General features: G+C 58.5%; 16 protein-coding genes, 4 tRNA genes, 1 rRNA gene and 1 pseudogene. All 22 read right to left on the bottom strand.

Features of this window, described 5'->3' with window-relative positions; all coding sequences use genetic code 11:
- Window positions 1–63: 63 nt before the first annotated feature.
- Window positions 64–375, bottom strand: coding sequence for a 30S ribosomal protein S10 (gene rpsJ / locus BLR94_RS15040; protein ID WP_010486970.1), 312 nt, complete (start codon window positions 373–375; stop codon window positions 64–66).
- Window positions 376–556: 181 nt separating this feature from the next.
- Window positions 557–1,750: an elongation factor Tu gene (tuf, locus tag BLR94_RS15035; protein ID WP_084307122.1), complete on the bottom strand. Its 1,194-nt coding sequence runs from the start codon at window positions 1,748–1,750 to the stop codon at window positions 557–559.
- A gap of 31 nt (window positions 1,751–1,781) precedes the next feature.
- The gene (fusA, locus tag BLR94_RS15030; protein ID WP_084307124.1) at window positions 1,782–3,887 is read right to left on the bottom strand and encodes an elongation factor G; all 2,106 of its coding nucleotides are present in this window, start codon (window positions 3,885–3,887) and stop codon (window positions 1,782–1,784) included.
- Window positions 3,888–3,917: 30 nt separating this feature from the next.
- Window positions 3,918–4,388, bottom strand: a complete 471-nt coding sequence (gene rpsG / locus BLR94_RS15025) for a 30S ribosomal protein S7 (RefSeq protein ID WP_010490886.1) — start codon at window positions 4,386–4,388, stop codon at window positions 3,918–3,920.
- A 117-nt stretch (window positions 4,389–4,505) separates the two neighbouring features.
- On the bottom strand, window positions 4,506–4,877 hold the full coding sequence (rpsL, locus tag BLR94_RS15020) for a 30S ribosomal protein S12 (protein WP_003186084.1): 372 nt from the start codon (window positions 4,875–4,877) through the stop codon (window positions 4,506–4,508).
- 158 nt (window positions 4,878–5,035) lie between these two features.
- On the bottom strand, window positions 5,036–9,235 hold the full coding sequence (gene rpoC / locus BLR94_RS15015) for a DNA-directed RNA polymerase subunit beta' (RefSeq protein ID WP_084307126.1): 4,200 nt from the start codon (window positions 9,233–9,235) through the stop codon (window positions 5,036–5,038).
- A 61-nt stretch (window positions 9,236–9,296) separates the two neighbouring features.
- Entirely contained in the window at window positions 9,297–13,370 is a 4,074-nt protein-coding gene (rpoB, locus tag BLR94_RS15010; protein ID WP_084307128.1) for a DNA-directed RNA polymerase subunit beta, read from the bottom strand.
- 220 nt (window positions 13,371–13,590) lie between these two features.
- The gene (gene rplL, locus BLR94_RS15005) at window positions 13,591–13,959 is read right to left on the bottom strand and encodes a 50S ribosomal protein L7/L12 (protein WP_084307130.1); all 369 of its coding nucleotides are present in this window, start codon (window positions 13,957–13,959) and stop codon (window positions 13,591–13,593) included.
- Window positions 13,960–14,037: 78 nt separating this feature from the next.
- Entirely contained in the window at window positions 14,038–14,538 is a 501-nt protein-coding gene (rplJ, locus tag BLR94_RS15000) for a 50S ribosomal protein L10 (protein WP_084307131.1), read from the bottom strand.
- Between the two features lie 212 nt (window positions 14,539–14,750).
- Window positions 14,751–15,446: a 50S ribosomal protein L1 gene (rplA, locus tag BLR94_RS14995; RefSeq protein ID WP_084307132.1), complete on the bottom strand. Its 696-nt coding sequence runs from the start codon at window positions 15,444–15,446 to the stop codon at window positions 14,751–14,753.
- Window positions 15,446–15,877: a 50S ribosomal protein L11 gene (gene rplK, locus BLR94_RS14990; protein WP_084307133.1), complete on the bottom strand. Its 432-nt coding sequence runs from the start codon at window positions 15,875–15,877 to the stop codon at window positions 15,446–15,448. Before rplK ends, rplA begins: the two co-directional genes overlap by 1 nt.
- A gap of 116 nt (window positions 15,878–15,993) precedes the next feature.
- Window positions 15,994–16,527, bottom strand: a complete 534-nt coding sequence (nusG, locus tag BLR94_RS14985; protein WP_084307134.1) for a transcription termination/antitermination protein NusG — start codon at window positions 16,525–16,527, stop codon at window positions 15,994–15,996.
- 13 nt (window positions 16,528–16,540) lie between these two features.
- Entirely contained in the window at window positions 16,541–16,909 is a 369-nt protein-coding gene (gene secE / locus BLR94_RS14980) for a preprotein translocase subunit SecE (RefSeq protein ID WP_084307135.1), read from the bottom strand.
- Between the two features lie 44 nt (window positions 16,910–16,953).
- Window positions 16,954–17,029: transfer RNA gene (locus tag BLR94_RS14975), tRNA-Trp, on the bottom strand.
- A 54-nt stretch (window positions 17,030–17,083) separates the two neighbouring features.
- A pseudogene (gene tuf, locus BLR94_RS14970) lies at window positions 17,084–18,262 on the bottom strand (elongation factor Tu).
- An 84-nt stretch (window positions 18,263–18,346) separates the two neighbouring features.
- A tRNA-Thr gene (locus BLR94_RS14965) sits at window positions 18,347–18,422 on the bottom strand.
- A gap of 23 nt (window positions 18,423–18,445) precedes the next feature.
- Window positions 18,446–18,519 (bottom strand) — tRNA-Gly (locus BLR94_RS14960).
- 25 nt (window positions 18,520–18,544) lie between these two features.
- A tRNA-Tyr gene (locus BLR94_RS14955) sits at window positions 18,545–18,629 on the bottom strand.
- A 146-nt stretch (window positions 18,630–18,775) separates the two neighbouring features.
- A complete protein-coding gene (locus BLR94_RS14950) occupies window positions 18,776–19,456 on the bottom strand; it encodes an SPOR domain-containing protein (protein WP_084307136.1) in 681 nt (226 codons plus the stop codon).
- Between the two features lie 3 nt (window positions 19,457–19,459).
- Entirely contained in the window at window positions 19,460–20,218 is a 759-nt protein-coding gene (locus tag BLR94_RS14945; RefSeq protein WP_084307137.1) for a pantothenate kinase, read from the bottom strand.
- Window positions 20,208–21,164 (bottom strand): bifunctional biotin--[acetyl-CoA-carboxylase] ligase/biotin operon repressor BirA, encoded by a 957-nt coding sequence (birA, locus tag BLR94_RS14940; RefSeq protein WP_084307145.1) that lies wholly within the window; start codon window positions 21,162–21,164, stop codon window positions 20,208–20,210. Before birA ends, BLR94_RS14945 begins: the two co-directional genes overlap by 11 nt.
- Window positions 21,165–21,521: 357 nt before the next feature.
- Window positions 21,522–21,637 (bottom strand): 5S ribosomal RNA (gene rrf / locus BLR94_RS14935).
- Window positions 21,638–21,727: the final 90 nt, after the last annotated feature.

The following is a 21,727-nucleotide window of genomic DNA, read 5'->3' as shown; positions in this document are numbered from 1 at the left end:
ACGGGGCTTTCACCCGCTATGGCCGCCCATTTCAGAGCGTTACACGACTAAAACCGCCAGGTTTTAGCCGAGGCTGATCTGCACTTCCACGCCAGCCGCAAGATCGAGCTTCATCAGCGCATCAACGGTTTTATCCGTTGGCTGGACGATGTCCAGTACGCGCTTATGAGTACGGATTTCGAACTGATCGCGCGCGTCTTTGTTGACGTGTGGCGAAGTCAGAACGGTGAACCGCTCTTTGCGAGTTGGCAGAGGAATCGGACCACGCACCTGAGCACCAGTACGTTTCGCGGTTTCCACGATTTCCTGGGTTGATTGATCGATCAGGCGATGGTCAAAAGCCTTCAACCGTATACGGATTTGTTGGTTTTGCATTTTGACCTCAGATTCCAAGCTGCGAGTCCCACTCAACGGACGCAATACGCCCGTTAAAAGGAGGCGTGATTCTATAGACGCCCCTAGAGGGTGTCAACCCGGTTAGAAAATAACCAATGAAGATAGCGCCCATAAAAAAGCCCCCGCATTGCGGGGGCTTTTTTTACATCAGATCAGACGATTACTCGACGATCTTGGCAACCACGCCAGCACCAACGGTACGACCACCCTCGCGAATCGCGAAGCGCAGGCCGTCTTCCATGGCGATCGGCTTGATCAGGGTGACAACCATCTTGATGTTGTCGCCCGGCATTACCATCTCAACGCCTTCCGGCAGTTCGCACGAACCGGTCACGTCAGTGGTACGGAAGTAGAACTGAGGACGGTAGCCCTTGAAGAACGGGGTGTGGCGACCACCTTCTTCCTTGGACAGCACGTACACTTCAGCTTCGAACTTGGTGTGCGGCTTGATGGTGCCCGGCTTGGCCAGTACCTGACCACGCTCTACGTCATCACGCTTGGTGCCACGCAGCAGAACGCCGCAGTTCTCACCAGCACGACCTTCGTCGAGCAGCTTGCGGAACATCTCGACACCGGTACAGGTGGTCTTGGTGGTGTCACGCAGACCGACGATCTCGATTTCTTCCTGGATCTTGACGATACCGCGCTCTACACGACCGGTCACTACAGTACCGCGGCCGGAGATCGAGAATACGTCTTCGATCGGCATCAGGAACGGACGGTCGATGGCACGAACCGGCTCCGGGATGTAGCTGTCCAGCGTTTCGACGAGCTTCTTGACGGCAGTGGTGCCCATCTCGTTGTCGTCCTGGCCGTTCAGAGCCATCAGAGCGGAACCGATGATGATCGGCGTGTCATCGCCCGGGAAGTCGTAAGTGCTCAGCAGATCGCGCACTTCCATTTCCACCAGCTCCAGCAGCTCGGCGTCATCGACCATGTCGGCCTTGTTCAGGAACACGACGATGTACGGAACACCTACCTGACGGGACAGCAGGATGTGCTCACGGGTCTGAGGCATCGGACCATCGGCAGCCGAGCAAACCAGGATAGCGCCGTCCATCTGGGCAGCACCTGTGATCATGTTCTTGACGTAGTCAGCGTGACCCGGGCAGTCAACGTGCGCGTAGTGACGTACGGACGAATCGTACTCAACGTGCGCGGTGTTGATGGTAATACCACGAGCCTTCTCTTCCGGCGCGCTGTCGATCTTGTCGAAGTCGACCTTGGCCGAACCGAATACTTCGGAGCAGACGCGGGTCAGAGCAGCGGTCAGCGTGGTTTTACCGTGGTCGACGTGACCGATGGTGCCGACGTTGACGTGCGGTTTGTTACGTTCGAATTTTTCTTTAGCCACGACAATTAACTCCTAGCTTAAAGGGGCTGAATCAGCCTTGTTTTTTGGTTACAGACTCGACGATGTGCGACGGAGCTGTGTTGTATTTCTTGAATTCCATGGAGTAGCTTGCGCGCCCCTGAGACATGGAACGGACGTCGGTCGCATAACCGAACATCTCACCCAACGGTACTTCAGCACGGATCACCTTACCGGAGATCGTGTCTTCCATACCCAGGATCATGCCGCGACGGCGGTTAAGGTCGCCCATCACGTCACCCATGTAGTCTTCCGGGGTAACAACTTCTACCGCCATGATCGGCTCGAGCAACTCACCACCGCCCTTCTGGGCCAGTTGCTTGGTCGCCATGGAAGCCGCCACCTTGAACGCCATCTCGTTGGAGTCGACGTCGTGGTAGGAACCATCGAACACCGTAGCCTTCAGGCCGATCAGCGGATAGCCGGCCACAACGCCGTTCTTCATCTGCTCTTCGATGCCCTTCTGGATAGCCGGGATGTATTCCTTCGGAATCACACCGCCCACTACTTCGTTCACGAACTGCAGACCTTCCTGACCTTCGTCAGCAGGCGCGAAGCGAACCCAGCAGTGACCGAACTGACCACGACCACCGGACTGACGCACGAACTTGCCTTCGATTTCGCAGTTCTTCGTGATGCGCTCACGATAGGAAACCTGAGGCTTGCCGATATTGGCTTCGACGTTGAACTCGCGGCGCATACGGTCGACCAGGATGTCCAGGTGCAACTCGCCCATGCCGGAGATGATCGTCTGACCAGTTTCTTCGTCGGTCTTGACGCGGAACGACGGGTCTTCCTGAGCGAGCTTGCCCAGAGCGATACCCATTTTTTCCTGGTCGTCCTTGGTCTTGGGCTCTACGGCAACCGAAATAACCGGCTCCGGGAAGTCCATACGAACCAGAATGATTGGCTTGTCAGCGTTGCACAGGGTTTCACCCGTGGTGACGTCCTTCATGCCGATCAGAGCCGCGATGTCGCCAGCACGCACTTCTTTGATCTCTTCGCGGGCGTTCGCGTGCATCTGCACCATACGACCCACACGCTCTTTCTTGCCCTTGACCGAGTTGATCACGCCGTCGCCGGAAGCCAACACGCCCGAGTAAACGCGGACGAAGGTCAGGGTACCCACGAATGGGTCGGTAGCGATCTTGAACGCCAGAGCCGAGAACGGCTCGTTGTCGTCCGCATGACGCTCCATTTCCTCTTCCTCGTTATCCGGGTTGGAACCCTTGATAGCAGGAATATCGGTAGGAGCCGGCAGGAAGTCGATGACGGCGTCGAGAACCAGGGGCACACCCTTGTTCTTGAAGGAAGAACCGCAAACAGCCAGAACGATCTCGCCAGCGATGGTGCGCTGACGCAGAGCGAACTTGATTTCCTCGTTGGTGAGTTCTTCACCTTCGAGGTACTTGTTCATCAGCTCTTCGTTGGCTTCGGCCGCAGCCTCTACCATGTTGCCGCGCCATTTCTCGGCGTCTGCCAGCAACTCGGCAGGGATATCCTTGCGAACAGGAACCATGCCCTTGTCGGAATCGTTCCAGTACACGGCTTGCATATTGATCAGATCGATCTGGCCCTGGAAGTTGTCTTCCGAGCCGATAGCCAGCTGGATAGGCACAGGCGTGTGACCCAAACGCTGCTTGATCTGACCGATGACGCGCAGGAAGTCGGCGCCGGCACGGTCCATCTTGTTTACGTAAACAAGACGCGGGACACCGTACTTGTTGGCCTGACGCCATACGGTTTCCGATTGAGGCTCAACGCCGGAAGTACCACAGAACACCACGACCGCGCCGTCGAGTACACGCAGGGAACGCTCAACTTCGATGGTGAAGTCCACGTGCCCGGGTGTATCGATGACGTTGAAACGGTGCTCGTCCTTGTACTGCTTCTCGGAACCCTTCCAGAAGGCGGTGATGGCAGCGGACGTGATGGTGATACCACGCTCCTGCTCCTGCACCATCCAGTCTGTGGTCGCGGCGCCATCATGCACCTCGCCCATTTTGTGGCTTTTGCCGGTGTAAAAAAGGACGCGCTCGGTGGTGGTGGTTTTACCAGCATCCACGTGAGCCACGATACCGATGTTACGGTAGCGATTGATCGGTGTAGTACGAGCCATAAAGCCCTCGCAAATTGAGTGACGCTGAAATTAGAAGCGGTAGTGCGAGAACGCCTTGTTGGCCTCGGCCATACGGTGCACGTCTTCACGCTTCTTAACTGCAGCACCCTTGCCTTCTGCAGCATCCAACAGCTCGCCTGCCAAGCGCAGGGCCATGGATTTCTCGCCACGCTTACGGGCGAAATCCACCAGCCAGCGCATGGCCAGGGCGTTACGACGGGACGGACGAACTTCGACCGGAACCTGGTAAGTAGCACCGCCTACACGGCGCGACTTCACTTCGACCAGCGGAGCGATGGCGTCGAGAGCTTTCTCGAAGATTTCCAGGGGATCGCTGTTCTTACGCTCTTTGACCTTGTCCAGGGCGCCATAAACGATACGCTCGGCAACGGCTTTCTTGCCGCTTTCCATCACGTGGTTCATGAACTTGGCCAGGATTTGGCTTCCGTATTTTGGATCATCAAGCACTTCGCGCTTGGCTGCTACACGACGTCTTGGCATTTGATAAGCCCTCAAACGGTCTTCAGGTTAGCCCGGAACTGCAACCAGCTGGTTACGCCCGACCTTACTCTTATCGACTCAATAAAATTAGAAACTGCATGCAGTACTGACGACCGATCACTTCGGACGCTTGGTACCGTACTTCGAACGACCCTGATTACGACCTTTGACACCCGAGGTATCCAGCGAGCCGCGAACGGTGTGGTAACGCACACCTGGCAAGTCTTTTACACGACCGCCACGGATCAGCACGACGCTGTGCTCTTGCAGGTTGTGGCCTTCACCACCGATGTACGAGGAAACCTCGAAACCGTTGGTCAGACGCACACGGCAAACTTTACGCAGTGCCGAGTTAGGTTTTTTCGGCGTGGTGGTATACACGCGAGTGCATACGCCACGACGCTGGGGGCAGTTCTGCAGCGCAGGTACGTCGGATTTCTCGACGATACGCTTGCGCGGCTGACGCACCAGCTGGTTGATAGTTGCCATCTACTAGCTCCACTGTCCGTCTTTCGACGCTATTTATTTACACCATAAATAAATGGCAGGGCTTATGCCCTGCCATATTTAGGGGTGCATGAGTCTAAAGAGACTCGCCCCCCCAGTCAAGACACGGGCCCCGACCGCCAGGCGGCCGGGGCACGCGCTCAATTTTCGCTGGAGTTCAACGCTTCGGTCAGCGCTGCTTCCACTTCGCTCGCGCTCACACGTACAGGCTTGTCGGCCTCGCGGCGACGCTTGCGCTCGCTGTGGTAAGCCAGGCCGGTACCTGCCGGGATCAGACGCCCCACCACCACGTTCTCCTTCAGGCCACGCAGGAAGTCGCGCTTGCCGGTAACCGCCGCCTCGGTGAGGACGCGAGTGGTTTCCTGGAAGGAGGCCGCCGAGATGAACGACTCGGTGGACAGCGACGCCTTGGTGATACCCAGCAGCACGCGGGTGTACTTGGCGATGAACTTGTCATCGATGGCCAGGCGCTCGTTCTCGCCCAGTACCTGGGTCAGCTCCATCTGGTCGCCCTTGATGAAGGTGGAGTCCCCGGACTCGGCGATCTCGACCTTGCGCAGCATCTGACGCAGGATGGTCTCGATGTGCTTGTCGTTGATCTTCACGCCCTGCAGACGGTAAACGTCCTGGATCTCGTTGACGATGTACTTGGCCAGCGCGCTCACACCCAGCAGGCGCAGGATGTCGTGCGGATCGCTAGGACCGTCGGAGATGACTTCGCCCTTGTTGACCTGCTCACCCTCGAACACGTTCAGGTGGCGCCATTTCGGGATCAGCTCTTCGTACGGATCGCTGCCATCGGTCGGTGTGATGACCAGACGGCGCTTGCCCTTGGTCTCCTTGCCGAAAGCGATGGTGCCGCTGATTTCCGCCAGAATCGAAGCTTCTTTCGGACGACGCGCTTCGAACAGGTCGGCAACGCGTGGCAGACCACCGGTGATGTCACGGGTCTTCGAGGTTTCCTGCGGGATACGGGCGATAACGTCACCGACCGCAACCTGCGCACCATCGGCAACACCGACCAGGGCGTTGGCAGGCAGGAAGTACTGCGCCGGTACGTCAGTACCTGGCAGCATCAGATCCTTGCCGCTTGCATCGACCAGCTTCACGGCCGGACGGATGTCCTTGCCAGCAGCCGGACGATCCTTGGCATCGAGCACTTCGATGTTGGTCAAACCGGTCAATTCGTCGGTCTGACGCTTGATGGTGATCCCCTCCTCCATGCCGACGAAGGTAACGGTACCCTTCATTTCGGTCACGATCGGGTGGGTGTGCGGATCCCACTTGGCGACGATGGCGCCAGCGTCGACCTTGTCGCCTTCCTTCACGGAAATGACCGCACCGTAAGGCAGCTTGTAGCGCTCGCGCTCACGACCGAACTCATCGGCGACCGCCAGCTCACCGGAACGCGATACCGCGATCAGGTTGCCGTCCAGACGCTCGACGTGCTTGAGGTTGTGCAGACGGATCGCACCGCCGTTCTTCACCTGGACGCTGTCGGCAGCCGAGGTCCGGCTCGCCGCACCACCGATGTGGAACGTACGCATGGTCAGCTGGGTACCCGGCTCACCGATCGATTGGGCTGCGATAACGCCGACGGCTTCACCGATGTTGATCTGGTGGCCGCGGGCCAGGTCGCGACCGTAGCACTTGGCGCAGATGCCGTAGCGGGTTTCGCAACTGATCGGCGAACGCACGACCACTTCGTCGATGCTGTTGAGCTCGATGAACTCGACCCACTGCTCGTCGACCAGGGTACCGGCCGGAACGATGACTTCTTCGCTGCCCGGCTTGAACACGTCACGGGCAATGACACGACCCAGAACGCGCTCACCGAGCGGCTCGACCACGTCGCCACCTTCGATGTGCGGGGTCATGTGCAGCCCCTGCTCGGTGCCGCAGTCGATCTCGGTCACCACCAGATCCTGGGCCACGTCGACGAGACGACGGGTCAGGTAACCGGAGTTCGCGGTCTTCAGTGCGGTATCCGCCAGACCTTTACGCGCACCGTGCGTGGAGATGAAGTACTGCAGTACCGACAGGCCTTCACGGAAGTTCGCAGTGATCGGCGTCTCGATGATCGAGCCGTCCGGCTTGGCCATCAGGCCACGCATACCAGCCAGCTGACGGATCTGCGCGGCGGAACCACGAGCACCGGAGTCGGCCATCATGTACATGGAGTTGAAGGACTCCTGATCGACTTCGTTGCCATCGCGGTCGATGACCTTCTCTTTCGAGAGGTTCGACATCATCGCCTTGGACACTTCATCGTTGGCCTTCGACCAGAGGTCGATCACCTTGTTGTACTTCTCGCCCTGGGTGACCAGGCCGGAGGCGTACTGCGATTCGATTTCCTTCACTTCCTCGGTAGCGGCGTCGATGATGCGCGCCTTCTCGTCCGGGATGACGAAGTCGTTCACGCCGATCGACACGCCGGAGATGGTCGAATAAGCGAAACCGGTATACATCAGTTGGTCAGCGAAGATCACGGTGTCCTTCAGGCCAACGGTGCGGTAGCACTGGTTGATCAGACGGGAGATCGCCTTCTTCTTCATCGACTGGTTGACCACGTCGTACGACAGGCCAGCAGGCACGACCTGGAACAGCAGCGCACGGCCGACAGTGGTGTCGACGATACGGGTGTTCTTGGTGATGGTGCCGTCACGGTCTTTGATGACTTCGTTGATACGCACTTTCACACGGGCATGCAGGGAGGCTTCGCCGGCGCGGAACACGCGGTCGACTTCCTGCAGGTCGGCGAACACGCGACCTTCGCCTTTGGCGTTGATGGCTTCACGGGTCATGTAGTACAGACCCAATACAACGTCCTGGGACGGAACGATGATCGGCTCACCGTTGGCAGGCGACAGGATGTTGTTGGTCGACATCATCAGCGCACGCGCTTCGAGCTGGGCTTCCAGCGTCAGCGGCACGTGAACGGCCATCTGGTCACCGTCGAAGTCGGCGTTGTACGCGGCGCAGACCAGCGGGTGCAGCTGGATGGCTTTACCTTCGATCAGTACCGGCTCGAACGCCTGGATACCCAGACGGTGGAGGGTCGGTGCGCGGTTGAGCAGTACGGGGTGTTCGCGAATCACTTCGGCGAGAACGTCCCACACTTCCGGCAGCTCGCGCTCGACCATCTTCTTGGCGGCCTTGATGGTGGTCGCCAGACCACGCATTTCCAGCTTGCCGAAAATGAACGGCTTGAACAGCTCCAGCGCCATCTTCTTCGGCAGACCGCACTGGTGCAGACGCAGTGCCGGACCCACGGTAATGACCGAACGGCCGGAGTAGTCAACGCGCTTGCCGAGCAGGTTCTGACGGAAACGACCCTGCTTACCCTTGATCATGTCAGCCAGGGATTTCAGAGGACGCTTGTTCGAACCCGTGATGGCGCGACCGCGACGACCGTTGTCGAGCAGTGCGTCGACCGCTTCCTGCAGCATGCGCTTTTCGTTGCGCACGATGATGTCGGGCGCCGAGAGGTCGAGCAGACGCTTCAGACGGTTGTTACGGTTGATGACGCGGCGATACAGGTCGTTCAGATCGGACGTGGCGAAACGGCCACCGTCCAGCGGAACGAGCGGACGCAGATCTGGCGGCAGAACCGGCAGAACGGTCAACACCATCCACTCTGGCAGGTTGCCGGAACCCTGGAAGGCTTCCATCAACTTCAGACGCTTGGACAGCTTCTTGATCTTGGTTTCCGAGTTGGTCTGCGGAATTTCTTCGCGCAGGCGGCCGATCTCGTGCTCCAGGTCGATAGCGTGCAGCAGCTCGCGAACGGCCTCTGCGCCCATGCGGGCGTCGAAGTCGTCACCGAATTCTTCCAGCGCTTCGAAGTACTGCTCGTCGTTGAGCAGTTGACCCTTCTCGAGGGTGGTCATGCCCGGGTCGATAACCACGTAGCTCTCGAAATAGAGCACGCGCTCGATATCACGCAGGGTCATGTCCATCAGCAGGCCGATACGGCTCGGCAGGGACTTCAGGAACCAGATGTGGGCGACCGGAGATGCCAGTTCGATGTGCGCCATGCGCTCACGACGAACCTTGGCCAGGGCGACTTCGACGCCGCACTTCTCGCAGATCACGCCACGGTGCTTGAGGCGCTTGTACTTACCGCACAGGCACTCGTAATCCTTGACCGGGCCAAAAATCTTGGCGCAGAACAGGCCGTCACGCTCAGGCTTGAACGTACGGTAGTTGATGGTTTCCGGCTTTTTAACTTCACCGAACGACCACGAACGGATCATCTCGGGCGAAGCGAGGCCGATGCGAATGGCATCGAACTCTTCGACTTGACCCTGGTTTTTCAGCAAATTCAGTAGGTCTTTCAAGGCCTTTCCTCCTGGCGGAGCAGGCAGCGGGCGTATGGCCCCGCTGCCGATTCACGTCGTGTTATTCGGTTTCCAGATCGATATCGATACCGAGCGAACGGATCTCTTTGATCAACACGTTGAAGGACTCGGGCATGCCCGGCTCCATGCGGTGATCGCCATCCACGATGTTCTTGTACATCTTGGTACGGCCGTTCACGTCGTCCGACTTGACGGTCAACATTTCCTGCAGGGTATAGGCGGCGCCGTAAGCTTCCAGAGCCCAGACCTCCATCTCCCCGAAGCGCTGACCACCGAACTGCGCCTTACCACCCAGCGGCTGCTGGGTAACCAGGCTGTAGGAACCCGTGGAACGCGCGTGCATCTTGTCGTCCACCAGGTGGTTCAGTTTCAGCATGTACATGTAGCCAACGGTGGTCGGACGCTCGAACTGGTTGCCCGTGCGGCCGTCGATCAGGCGCATCTGGCCGCTTTCCGGCAGATCTGCCAGCTTAAGCATGGCCTTGATTTCGCTTTCCTTGGCACCATCGAATACCGGAGTCGCCATCGGTACGCCTTTGCGCAGGTTGTTGGCCAGGGCCAGCACTTCCTGATCGCTCAGCTCGTCGAGGTTTTCCTGACGCCCACCGATCTCGTTGTAGATCTGCTGCATGAACTTGCGCAGCTCAGCGACCTTGCGCTGCTCTTCGAGCATCAGGTTGATCTTCTCGCCCAGGCCCTTGGCCGCGAGGCCCAGGTGGGTTTCGAGAATCTGACCGACGTTCATACGCGACGGTACGCCGAGCGGGTTGAGGACGATGTCGACCGGCGTGCCATGCACGTCGTGCGGCATGTCTTCGACCGGCATGATCACCGAGACCACACCCTTGTTACCGTGACGACCAGCCATCTTGTCACCCGGCTGGATGCGGCGGCGGATGGCCAGGTAGACCTTGACGATCTTCAGTACGCCCGGAGCCAGGTCATCGCCCTGCTGCAGCTTGCGCTTCTTGTCTTCGAACTTGTCGTCGAGCAGTTGACGGCGGTCGGAGATGTAGGCCTGGGCCTTTTCCAACTGTTCGTTCAGTGCGTCTTCAGCCATGCGCAGCTTGAACCACTGGCCGCGCTCCAGGCCGTCGAGCACTTCGTCAGTAACCGCGGCGCCTTTCTTCAGGCCGGCGCCGCCTTCGGCGACCTTGCCAACCAGAGCGGCACGCAGACGCTCGAAGGTCGCGCCCTCGACGATGCGGAACTCTTCGTTAAGATCCTTGCGGATCTCGTCCAGCTGGCTCTTCTCGATCGACAGAGCACGCGCATCACGCTCAACGCCGTCACGGGTGAAGACCTGTACGTCGATGACAGTACCCTTGGTGCCGGTCGGCACGCGCAGGGAGGTGTCCTTAACATCGCTGGCCTTCTCACCGAAGATCGCGCGCAGCAGTTTCTCTTCCGGCGTCAGCTGGGTTTCGCCCTTCGGCGTGACCTTGCCCACCAGGATGTCGCCAGGGCCGACTTCGGCACCCACGTAGACGATACCGGCTTCGTCGAGCTTGTTCAGTGCAGCCTCACCCACGTTCGGGATGTCCGCAGAGATTTCCTCTGGGCCGAGCTTGGTGTCACGCGCCACACAGGTCAGTTCCTGGATGTGGATCGTGGTGAAGCGATCTTCCTGAACCACGCGCTCGGAGAGCAGGATGGAGTCTTCGAAGTTGTAACCGTTCCAGGGCATGAACGCGACGCGCATGTTCTGACCCAGTGCCAGCTCACCCATGTCGGTGGACGGGCCGTCGGCCATGATGTCGCCACGCGCAACCACATCACCTTTCTGCACCAGCGGACGCTGGTTGATGCAAGTGTTCTGGTTGGAGCGGGTGTATTTGGTCAGGTTGTAGATGTCCACACCGGCTTCACCGGTTTCGACTTCATCGTTGGCAACGCGGACCACGATACGGCTGGCATCGACGGAGTCGATCACACCACCGCGGCGCGCCACGACGCAGACGCCGGAGTCACGGGCGACGTTGCGCTCCATGCCGGTACCGACCAGCGGCTTGTCCGAACGCAGGGTCGGAACAGCCTGACGCTGCATGTTCGACCCCATGAGTGCACGGTTGGCGTCGTCGTGCTCGAGGAACGGGATCAGCGAGGCAGCGACGGATACGACCTGCTTCGGCGATACGTCCATCAGCGTGACGTCTTCCGGCGCCTTCACGGTGAACTCGTTGAGGTGACGCACGGCAACCAGCTCGTCGATCAGCTGACCCTTGTCGTTCAGGGTCGCGGATGCCTGGGCGATCACGTGATCGGCCTCTTCGATGGCGGACAGGAAGACGATCTCGTCAGTGACCTTGCCTTCCTGCACGACGCGGTACGGGCTTTCCAGGAAGCCGTACTGGTTGGTGCGGGCATAGGCCGCCAGGGAGTTGATCAGACCGATGTTCGGGCCTTCCGGCGTTTCGATCGGGCACACACGGCCGTAGTGGGTCGGGTGTACGTCACGGACTTCGAAGCCTGCGCGTTCACGGGTCAGACCGCCCGGGCCGAGTGCGGAAACACGGCGCTTGTGGGTGATCTCGGAGAGCGGGTTGTTCTGGTCCATGAACTGGGAAAGCTGGCTGGAACCGAAGAACTCCTTCACCGCCGCCGCAACCGGCTTGGCGTTGATCAGGTCCTGCGGCATCAGGCCTTCGCTTTCGGCCATCGACAGACGTTCCTTGACCGCACGCTCGACGCGCACCAGGCCAACGCGGAACTGGTTCTCGGCCATCTCGCCGACACAACGTACACGGCGGTTACCCAGGTGGTCGATGTCATCGACGATACCTTTGCCGTTACGGATGTCGACCAGCGTCTTGAGCACTTCGACGATGTCTTCGCGGCTCAACACGCCTGAACCTTCGATCTCGGTACGCCCGATACGACGGTTGAACTTCATGCGACCCACGGCGGACAGGTCGTAACGCTCGGCGCTGAAGAACAGGTTGTTGAACAGGGTCTCGGCGGCGTCCTTGGTAGGTGGCTCGCCAGGACGCATCATGCGGTAGATCTCGACCAGCGCTTCGAGCTGATTGGTGGTGCTGTCGATCTTCAGCGTGTCGCTGATGAACGGACCACAGTCGATGTCGTTGGTGTACAGGGTCTCGATGCGCACGACCTGCGCCTTGGCGATCTTGGCCAGCAACTCGACCGACAGCTCGGTGTTGCACTCGCAGAGGATTTCGCCGGTAGCCGGGTGCACGATCGCCTTGGCGGTGGTGCGGCCGATCAGGTAGTCGAACGGAACGTCCAGCTCCTTGATGCCAGCCTTGTCCAGCTGGTTGATATGGCGAGCGGTAATACGACGGCCCTGCTCGACGATCACCTTGCCGTTGCCATCCAGGATGTCCTGGCTGGCGATCTCGCCACGCAGACGCTGCGGTACGAGCTCCAGGCTCAGGCCTTCGCCTTTCACGTGGAAAACGTTGGTGGTGTAGAAAGCATCCAGGACTTCTTCAGTGCTGTAGCCCAGCGCGCGCAGCAGTACCGAGGCCGGCAGTTTGCGGCGGCGGTCGATACGCACGAATACCGCGTCCTTCGGGTCGAACTCGAAGTCCAACCAGGAACCACGGTAAGGAATGATGCGGGCGGAGTACAGCAGCTTGCCGGAGCTGTGCGTCTTGCCACGGTCGTGGTCGAAGAACACACCCGGGGAGCGGTGCAGCTGGGAAACGATCACACGCTCGGTACCGTTGATGACGAAGGTACCGTTCTCGGTCATGAGCGGAATTTCGCCCATGTAGACTTCCTGCTCTTTGATGTCCTTGATCGCTTTGTTCGACGATTCTTTGTCGAAAATGATCAGGCGCACTTTCACGCGCAGCGGGACGGCGAAGGTCACACCACGCAGCACGCACTCCTTGACGTCGAACGCCGGCTCGCCCAGGCGATAGCCGACGTATTCCAGAGCAGCGTTGCCGGAGTAGCTGATGATCGGGAATACAGATTTGAAGGCCGCATGAAGGCCGATGTCGCGGAACTGTTCCTTGCTCGCGCCTTGCTGCAGGAATTCGCGGTACGAATCCAGCTGGATGGCCAGGAGGTAAGGCACATCCATGACATCCGGCAACTTGCTAAAGTCCTTGCGGATACGTTTTTTCTCAGTGTATGAGTAAGCCATCAGCGTTCCCCAGCTTGGTCACCTGCTTATTTGGCTTCTCCGACGGGAGCAGCCAGAAACTCGTGCAAACCCTAGGTTTGCTCCACCTCGTTGGTGGGTCTTTCACGCTCAAGGGCCGGGCTGTCGAACAGCCGAGCTAGAACGGAAAAAGGCCGGTGGCAAAAGCCACCAGCCGTCAGCCTTGTGCGAGACGCTCGGGCTGTAGACGCAAGGTCGTCGCTTACTTGAGCTCGACTTTGGCGCCTGCTTCTTCCAGGGCTTTCTTGGCAGCTTCGGCTTCGTCTTTCGACACGCCTTCTTTGACCACGCCAGGAGCGCCGTCAACCACTGCTTTAGCTTCTTTCAGACCCAGACCGGTCAGCTCGCGAACGGCCTTGATGACGTTCACTTTCTTCTCGCCGGCTTCGGTCAGGATGACGTTGAACTCGGTTTGCTCTTCAGCAACGGCAGCAGCCGGGCCAGCAGCAGCAACGGTAGCAGCAGCGGCGGTAACGCCGAACTTCTCTTCCATTGCCTTGATCAGTTCAACGACTTCCAGAACGGATTTCTGGCCGATTGCTTCGATGATGTCTTCGTTAGACAGAGCCATGACTCTAATTCCTGTATTGGGGGACAGCCTTCGCGACCGTCAAATTAAACAAATAAGCGCGAGAACGAATGACGTGCCTTAGGCGGCAGCGGCTTCTTTCTGGTCGCGAACGGCCGCCAGAGTACGAGCCAGTTTGCTGGTAGCGCCTTGGATCACGCTCATCAGCTGGGAAATGGCTTCGTCATAGGTCGGCAGAGTTGCCAGTACATCGATCTGATTGGCTGCGAGGAACTGACCCTCGAACGCAGCTGCCTTGATCTCGAACTTGTCCTGACCCTTGGCGAAATCCTTGAAGATACGGGCAGCAGCACCCGGATGTTCGGTGGAGAACGCGATGAGGGTCGGGCCTTTGAACACGTCGTTGAGCACGTCGTACTGAGTGCCTTCAACGGCGCGCTTGAGCAGGGTATTACGTACGACACGTACGTATACGCCAGCTTCGCGGGCCTCTTTACGGAGTCCGGTCATAGCACCTACGGTCACGCCACGGGCATCGGCCACGACAGCGGACAGGGCAGCTTTGGCAGCCTCGTTGACTTCAGCGACGATGGCCTTCTTGTCTTCGAGTTTAATTGCCACGGGTTTACTCCTGGATGTTACCGTTTCGCCCAGCCGGAGCCGGACGGCGTTTTGGTGTCTGATTCGGTAAGAATCGGGAGCACCATCTGCGTAGGGTGGAAGATCACTCTTCGGTTTTGAGGCTCGCGCCCCCTACGGTCTTGGATAGCCCCCGCCAGGCAGGGACCCCAATTTTTCGCGGCAGACGCACCCGGTGCGCCTGCCGTCATTCATCAAGCGTCCAGCGAACCTTGGTCGATCAGCAGACCTGGGCCCATGGTGGTGCTCAGGGTCACGCGCTTGACGTAGACACCTTTCGAGGTCGACGGCTTCAGGCGCTTCAGATCGGACAGCAGCGCTTCCACGTTCTGTTTCAGTTTGTCGGCTTCGAAGCCGACCTTGCCGACAGAACCATGGATGATGCCATTCTTGTCAGTACGGAAACGCACTTGACCAGCCTTGGCATTCTTCACTGCGGTGGCAACATCCGGCGTCACGGTGCCGACTTTCGGGTTCGGCATCAGACCGCGCGGGCCGAGCACCTGGCCCAGCTGACCGACAACGCGCATGGCATCCGGAGATGCGATGACGACGTCATAGTTCAGGTCGCCACCTTTCATTTCAGCAGCGAGATCGTCCATGCCTACGCGATCAGCACCGGCAGCCAGAGCCGCTTCGGCGCCTGGACCTTGAGTGAAGACAGCGACGCGAACGGTTTTGCCGCTGCCGTTCGGCAGAACGGTAGCACCACGCACGACCTGGTCGGATTTGCGCGGGTCAACGCCGAGGTTGATCGAGATATCGACAGACTCGGAGAACTTGACGGCGGAGATTTCAGCCAGCAACGCAGCTGCGTCGGTGAAGCTGTAGGCTTTGCCTGGCTCGATCTTGGCCGCGATAGCCTTTTGGCGCTTGGTCAGCTTAGCCATTACACACCCTCCACGTTGAGGCCCATGCTACGCGCAGAACCGGCGATGGTACGCACGGCCGCATCCAGGTCAGCTGCAGTCAGATCAGCCTGTTTGGTCTTGGCGATCTCTTCGAGCTGAGCACGAGTCACGGTGCCGACTTTGACCGTGTTCGGACGAGCCGAGCCACTGGTCAGGCCCGCTGCTTTTTTCAGCAGGACGGAGGCCGGGGTGCTCTTGGTTTCGAACGTGAAGCTACGGTCGCTGTATACCGTGATGATCACTGGAGTCGGCAGACCAGGTTCCATGCCCTGAGTCTTGGCGTTGAACGCCTTGCAGAATTCCATGATGTTCACACCGTGCTGACCCAGAGCCGGGCCGACGGGTGGCGACGGGTTGGCCTGAGCGGCCTTTACTTGCAGCTTGATATAAGCCGTGATTTTCTTAGCCATTAGCTACTCCAGTTACGGGTTCTAGCGCCTCGCGGCTCCCCGACTATTGCCTGTTTATCCCAGTGACAACAAAACCCCGCAGCCTATGACTGCGGGGTATGGGATGCGGTTGTCAGTTACGACTTCTCGACCTGACTGAACTCCAGCTCGACCGGGGTAGAGCGACCGAAAATGGTCACTGCCACCTGGATACGGCTTTTCTCGTAATTTACTTCTTCGACGACGCCACTGAAATCAGCGAACGGACCATCGATGACACGAACCATCTCGCCCGGCTCGAACAGCGTCTTGGGCTTGGGCTTGTCACCGCTATCGGCAACGCGACGCAAAATCGCGTCAGCCTCTTTCTCGGTGATAGGTGCTGGCTTGTCGGCAGTACCACCGATGAAGCCCATCACCCGAGGCGTATCCTTGATCAAGTGCCAAGTCGCCTCGTTCATTTCCATCTGTACCAATACGTAGCCTGGAAAGAACTTTCGCTCGCTCTTGCGCTTCTGGCCGTTACGCATTTCCACCACTTCTTCGGTGGGAACCAGAATCTCGCCGAAATCATCTTCCATTCCGGCGAACTTTACGCGCTCGATGAGCGAACGCATTACATGCTTCTCGTAACCCGAGTAAGCATGCACAACGTACCAACGCTTAGCCACGGGACACCCTATCTCAACTAACGATAAACGACACAAGCCAACCCAGGAGCGAATCGAGCCCCCACAACATCAGGGCCATGACAAGCACGACCAGGACGACGATCAGCGTGGTTTGCGTGGTTTCCTGACGGGTAGGCCAGACAACCTTGCGAATCTCGACGCGAGCTTCCTTGACCAGGCCGAAGAAGGCCTGACCTTTTGCCGTCTGCAGAGCGATCGCTGCAGCAACGACCGCAAGCACCAACAGCACGACGACACGGTACAGAATCGGCTCACCAGAGAAGTACTGATTACCGACCACCCCAGCAACAACGAGCAGGGCCGCCACGATCCACTTGAGCAGATCGAAGCGAGAGTCTTTGGCTTCAGCCTTAGCATTCATGAACAAAGGATCCTGTGAGAAGACACGCCAAATTCGTTAGAAAATGGCAGGTCAGGAGGGAATCGAACCCCCAACCTGCGGTTTTGGAGACCGCCGCTCTGCCAATTGAGCTACTGACCTAGAACAAAAATCAGGCCGACCATTATGCCGGCCTGAGGGGGACAGATCAATCGATTATTCGACGATCTTTGCTACAACACCAGCACCAACGGTACGGCCACCTTCGCGAATCGCGAAGCGCAGGCCGTCTTCCATGGCGATCGGCTTGATCAGGGTGACAACCATCTTGATGTTGTCGCCCGGCATTACCATCTCAACGCCTTCCGGCAGTTCGCACGAACCGGTCACGTCAGTGGTACGGAAGTAGAACTGAGGACGGTAGCCCTTGAAGAACGGGGTGTGGCGACCACCTTCTTCCTTGGACAGCACGTACACTTCAGCTTCGAACTTGGTGTGCGGCTTGATGGTGCCCGGCTTGGCCAGTACCTGACCACGCTCCACGTCATCACGCTTGGTGCCACGCAGCAGAACACCGCAGTTCTCACCAGCACGACCTTCGTCGAGCAGCTTGCGGAACATCTCGACACCGGTACAGGTGGTCTTGGTGGTGTCACGCAGACCGACGATCTCGATTTCTTCCTGGATCTTGACGATACCGCGCTCTACACGACCGGTCACTACAGTACCGCGGCCGGAGATCGAGAATACGTCTTCGATCGGCATCAGGAACGGACGGTCGATGGCACGAACCGGCTCCGGGATGTAGCTGTCCAGCGTTTCGACGAGCTTCTTGACGGCAGTGGTGCCCATCTCGTTGTCGTCCTGGCCGTTCAGAGCCATCAGAGCGGAACCGATGATGATCGGCGTGTCGTCGCCCGGGAAGTCGTAAGTGCTCAACAGATCGCGCACTTCCATTTCCACCAGCTCCAGCAGCTCGGCGTCATCGACCATGTCAGGTCATTTTTACGGAACACCTACCTGACGGGACAGCAGGATGTGCTCACGGGTCTGAGGCATCGGACCATCGGCAGCCGAACAAACCAGGATAGCGCCGTCCATCTGGGCAGCACCGGTGATCATGTTCTTGACGTAGTCAGCGTGACCCGGGCAGTCAACGTGCGCGTAGTGACGTACGGACGAATCGTACTCAACGTGCGCGGTGTTGATGGTGATACCACGAGCCTTCTCTTCCGGCGCGCTGTCGATCTTGTCGAAGTCGACCTTGGCCGAACCGAATACTTCGGAGCAGACACGGGTCAGAGCAGCGGTCAGCGTGGTTTTACCGTGGTCGACGTGACCGATGGTGCCGACGTTGACGTGCGGCTTGTTACGTTCAAACTTTTCTTTAGCCATTTTGACCGTCTCCGAACGAAGAATTCAGCTAGCGAACCGCCATTAAAACAAAGGCAGATACTTTCATATCTGCCTTTAATTAAATGGAGCTCATGAGCGGATTTGAACCGCTGACCTCACCCTTACCAAGGGTGTGCTCTACCAACTGAGCTACATGAGCAAAACACATCGCATGACCGAAGCTGGAGCGGGCAGCGGGAATCGAACCCGCATCATCAGCTTGGAAGGCTGAGGTTCTACCACTGAACTATGCCCGCGGAGCCTTCAGCTCACGCTTAAATCTGGTGGAGGGAGAAGGATTCGAACCTTCGAAGTCGATGACGTCAGATTTACAGTCTGATCCCTTTGGCCGCTCGGGAATCCCTCCATAAGGAGGCGGCATTCTCAGTATCTGCCACCCTACTGTCAAGCACTTTCTCATTTAAAAACCTGAGCTTAGCGACACTAACAGCAACTTCGCATACCCACCGATTAAGGTGGCCACCCTGCGAAGCGGGCGCCATTCTATGCATTCTAACGGGAGCTTGCAACCCCCTCGCATGGCATTAATTGATGTTGTAAGCCTTTGAAGTCCAAAGACAAACGTTCGAGCAGCGAATCATCGACCAGACGCCGGCTTTGCGAAGCGATGCGCACCCAATGGCGGCGATTGGCCCGCGGCAATTCCCGCAGTAGCGGCTCGTAGCCGGCCCTGCGCAGACGCGATATCACGCTATCGGCAGAATCATGGCGAGGAAAGATGCCAAGCGAGATGCCATTGGACAGATCGCCCTGGCTGATGATGTAGCTGTCGATCTTGCGCGCCTGCAATTCGCGCAGCTGCCTAAGCGACGCCTGACGAGAGGCGAGCGGTGGCAGATAGACCCAGTAATCGACAGCACCTGCAGACTCGACCAGTTGCACCTGCGAGCGGATATCCAGACTGGTAAGACGCTGCTCGACCTGCTCAGCCTCGGCATTGTCCTCAAAGCTGCCCAGAAACAGGCAGACCGTCTGTTCTTCGGCCAGGGGCTCCTTAGCTGCCGCATCACGGCGCTGCCGAGGCTCGGACTCACTGAGCAACCGAATGTCGCGACGGTTTTCCTGGTAGAGCGAAAGCGGCGCAACTTCCTTGGCATGCATCGGCGCCTGCTGCTGGTGCCAGACATAGTAAAACGCGTTCAGCACCACCAGGAGCATGAAGATCCAGCGCATACCCTATTCCCTCGCCAGCGGACAGGCGATTGCCAATCCAATGAATACCAGGTCCGGCACCACTTGGGCGGCAGGCACCCACTTCGCAGCGAGCATAGCGTCGCCGCCAGCAAGAAACACAGTCATGTCATTCCCACATTGGTGGCGAGCCAGCTCGACCTGGGTATCGACGAAACCACGCAACATCAACAGACAGCCGCGCTCCACGGCCTCGGCAGTCGAGCGGCCAGGCACCAGACTGTGCTGTGCCTGCTCGGCGACAGCGTCGTCATAACGAATACGCCGCGTGTGAGTGCGCAATTGATTGCGCATCAGCGGCACGCCGGGACAGATGAAGCCACCCAGGTGATTACCAGCCGCATCGATAAAGTCGGAGGTGATAGCGGTGCCGAGATCCAGGACCAGACAAGCGCGTCGCTCCAGGCTATAAGCGCCGACCACTGCAAGCCAGCGATCGAGCCCCAAACGTCGATAGTCATCATAGCCATTGCTCACGCCAGCCAGTTCCTTCGCCGGGGCGGCAATCCTGCAATCGATACCGAAACGCACCTTCAAGGCGTCCACCAGAAGCCGCGTTTCATCTTCGGTACGCACACTGACGAGGCGGCAGGCGAGCAGCGCTCCAGGAAAGCGAGAGGCCAAGGCATCGAGAAGCTCCTCATCGCCACCAGCCACGCCATCGGCAACCACATGCGCGTCAGCCGGAACGGTCAGGACACGCCATTTGATAAAACTGTTGCCGCAATCAAGCTCAAGAATCATCACGCAACCTCAAACTGAGCTCACCGCCACTGAACACGCGCTCGTCACCATCGACCTCCAGGCGTAAAGCGCCGGTATCATCTACACCCAACACACGCCCCTCGATTACCTGCACGCCTGCCATCAACGAAACCGTTCGCCCTTGCCACAGGTGATTGACCTCCCACTGCTCGCGCAACGCTGAAAAGCCATGAAGGCGATGCAACTCCAGGTAGTGCTCAAGCTGGGCACTCAGATCAGCAACGAAGCGATTGCGATCAACCTGCTCACCGAGGATCTGCCTGATCGAGATCCAAGGCTGGTCGATAGCATCTCCCAAGACAGTCCGCATATTGATATTCACGCCAATTCCGATGACCACATGGCAGACGTCGGCAGGGTCACCAGATAGCTCCAGCAGTATGCCGGCGACCTTTCGCCCCCCTACCAACAGATCATTGGGCCACTTCAAGCCAACATTGGTGACGCCGGTTTCGCGAATGGCACTCAGCAAGGCGAGACCAACGACCAGGCTGAGACCCTCAATTTGACGCATGCCCCCAGAAATACGCAGAACCAGACTGTAGTAAAGGTTCTCGCCGAACGGACTGACCCAACTGCGCCCCCGTCGCCCCCGACCTGCGGTCTGCTGTTCGGCAATGATCAGAAAAGGCGGTATGGCTCCGGACACCAGATGGCGCAATGCTTCCGCATTGGTGGAATCGACCTGCTGCATAAGCTTCACCGGCCAGCCTGAGGATGGGGCAAGCGCATCGATGGACAGCAGGGACAGCGGTGTCTCGAGGCGATAGCCGCGACCGCGAACCTTGTGAATACTGAGATCAAACTCAGCCTCGAGCGCCTGCAGCCGCTTCCATATGGCCGCGCGGCTTACACCAATAGCGGCGCCAAGCTCTTCGCCTGAATGGAACTGGCCATCTTGTAAAAGTCGCAATAAAGGCTGCATGCCGAACCTGCCGTGCAATAAGGTGCGCATGATAGCGATGCCTTCCGCCGCTGCCTACCGAGCCGCAAACGCATTCGCTGCATTCGTTGTGCGTAGGCGGCTGGTATTTGAACGAACCGCAAACCGCCCCTGGGTTTCGCTTCGCTCAACCCAGTCTACCGAGCCTCAACGCCTGCGTAGGGTGGAAGACGCGTCCCGCTTCCACCACTGTCCCTTGCCGGCGATGCGCTTGGCCGCAGCCCAGCCCCTACGTGTGGCCGGCAGCCTGTGCAGCATATGTTCGACCTGCTGCCGGTTTTCCCACGCCGAAAAGACGAAACCCCAGACCTCTGTCGAGATCTGGGGTTTCTGGTAGAAGCTTGACGATGACCTACTCTCACATGGGGAGACCCCACACTACCATCGGCGATGCGTCGTTTCACTGCTGAGTTCGGGATGGGATCAGGTGGTTCCAACGCTCTATGGTCGTCAAGCAATCCGGTTGGGGAGTCGATGTTTAGGTCGCTTCCCCGAATTGGGTATGTGATATCCGTTGGTATTGCGTGTTCTTGCAAATTTTCGGC

Origin of the sequence: Phytopseudomonas flavescens (assembly GCF_900100535.1) — a bacterium.
Lineage (GTDB): Bacteria > Pseudomonadota > Gammaproteobacteria > Pseudomonadales > Pseudomonadaceae > Aquipseudomonas > Aquipseudomonas flavescens.
The sequence above is the reverse complement of the archived record's forward strand: the minus strand, read 5'-3'. Positions and strand labels throughout refer to the sequence as shown.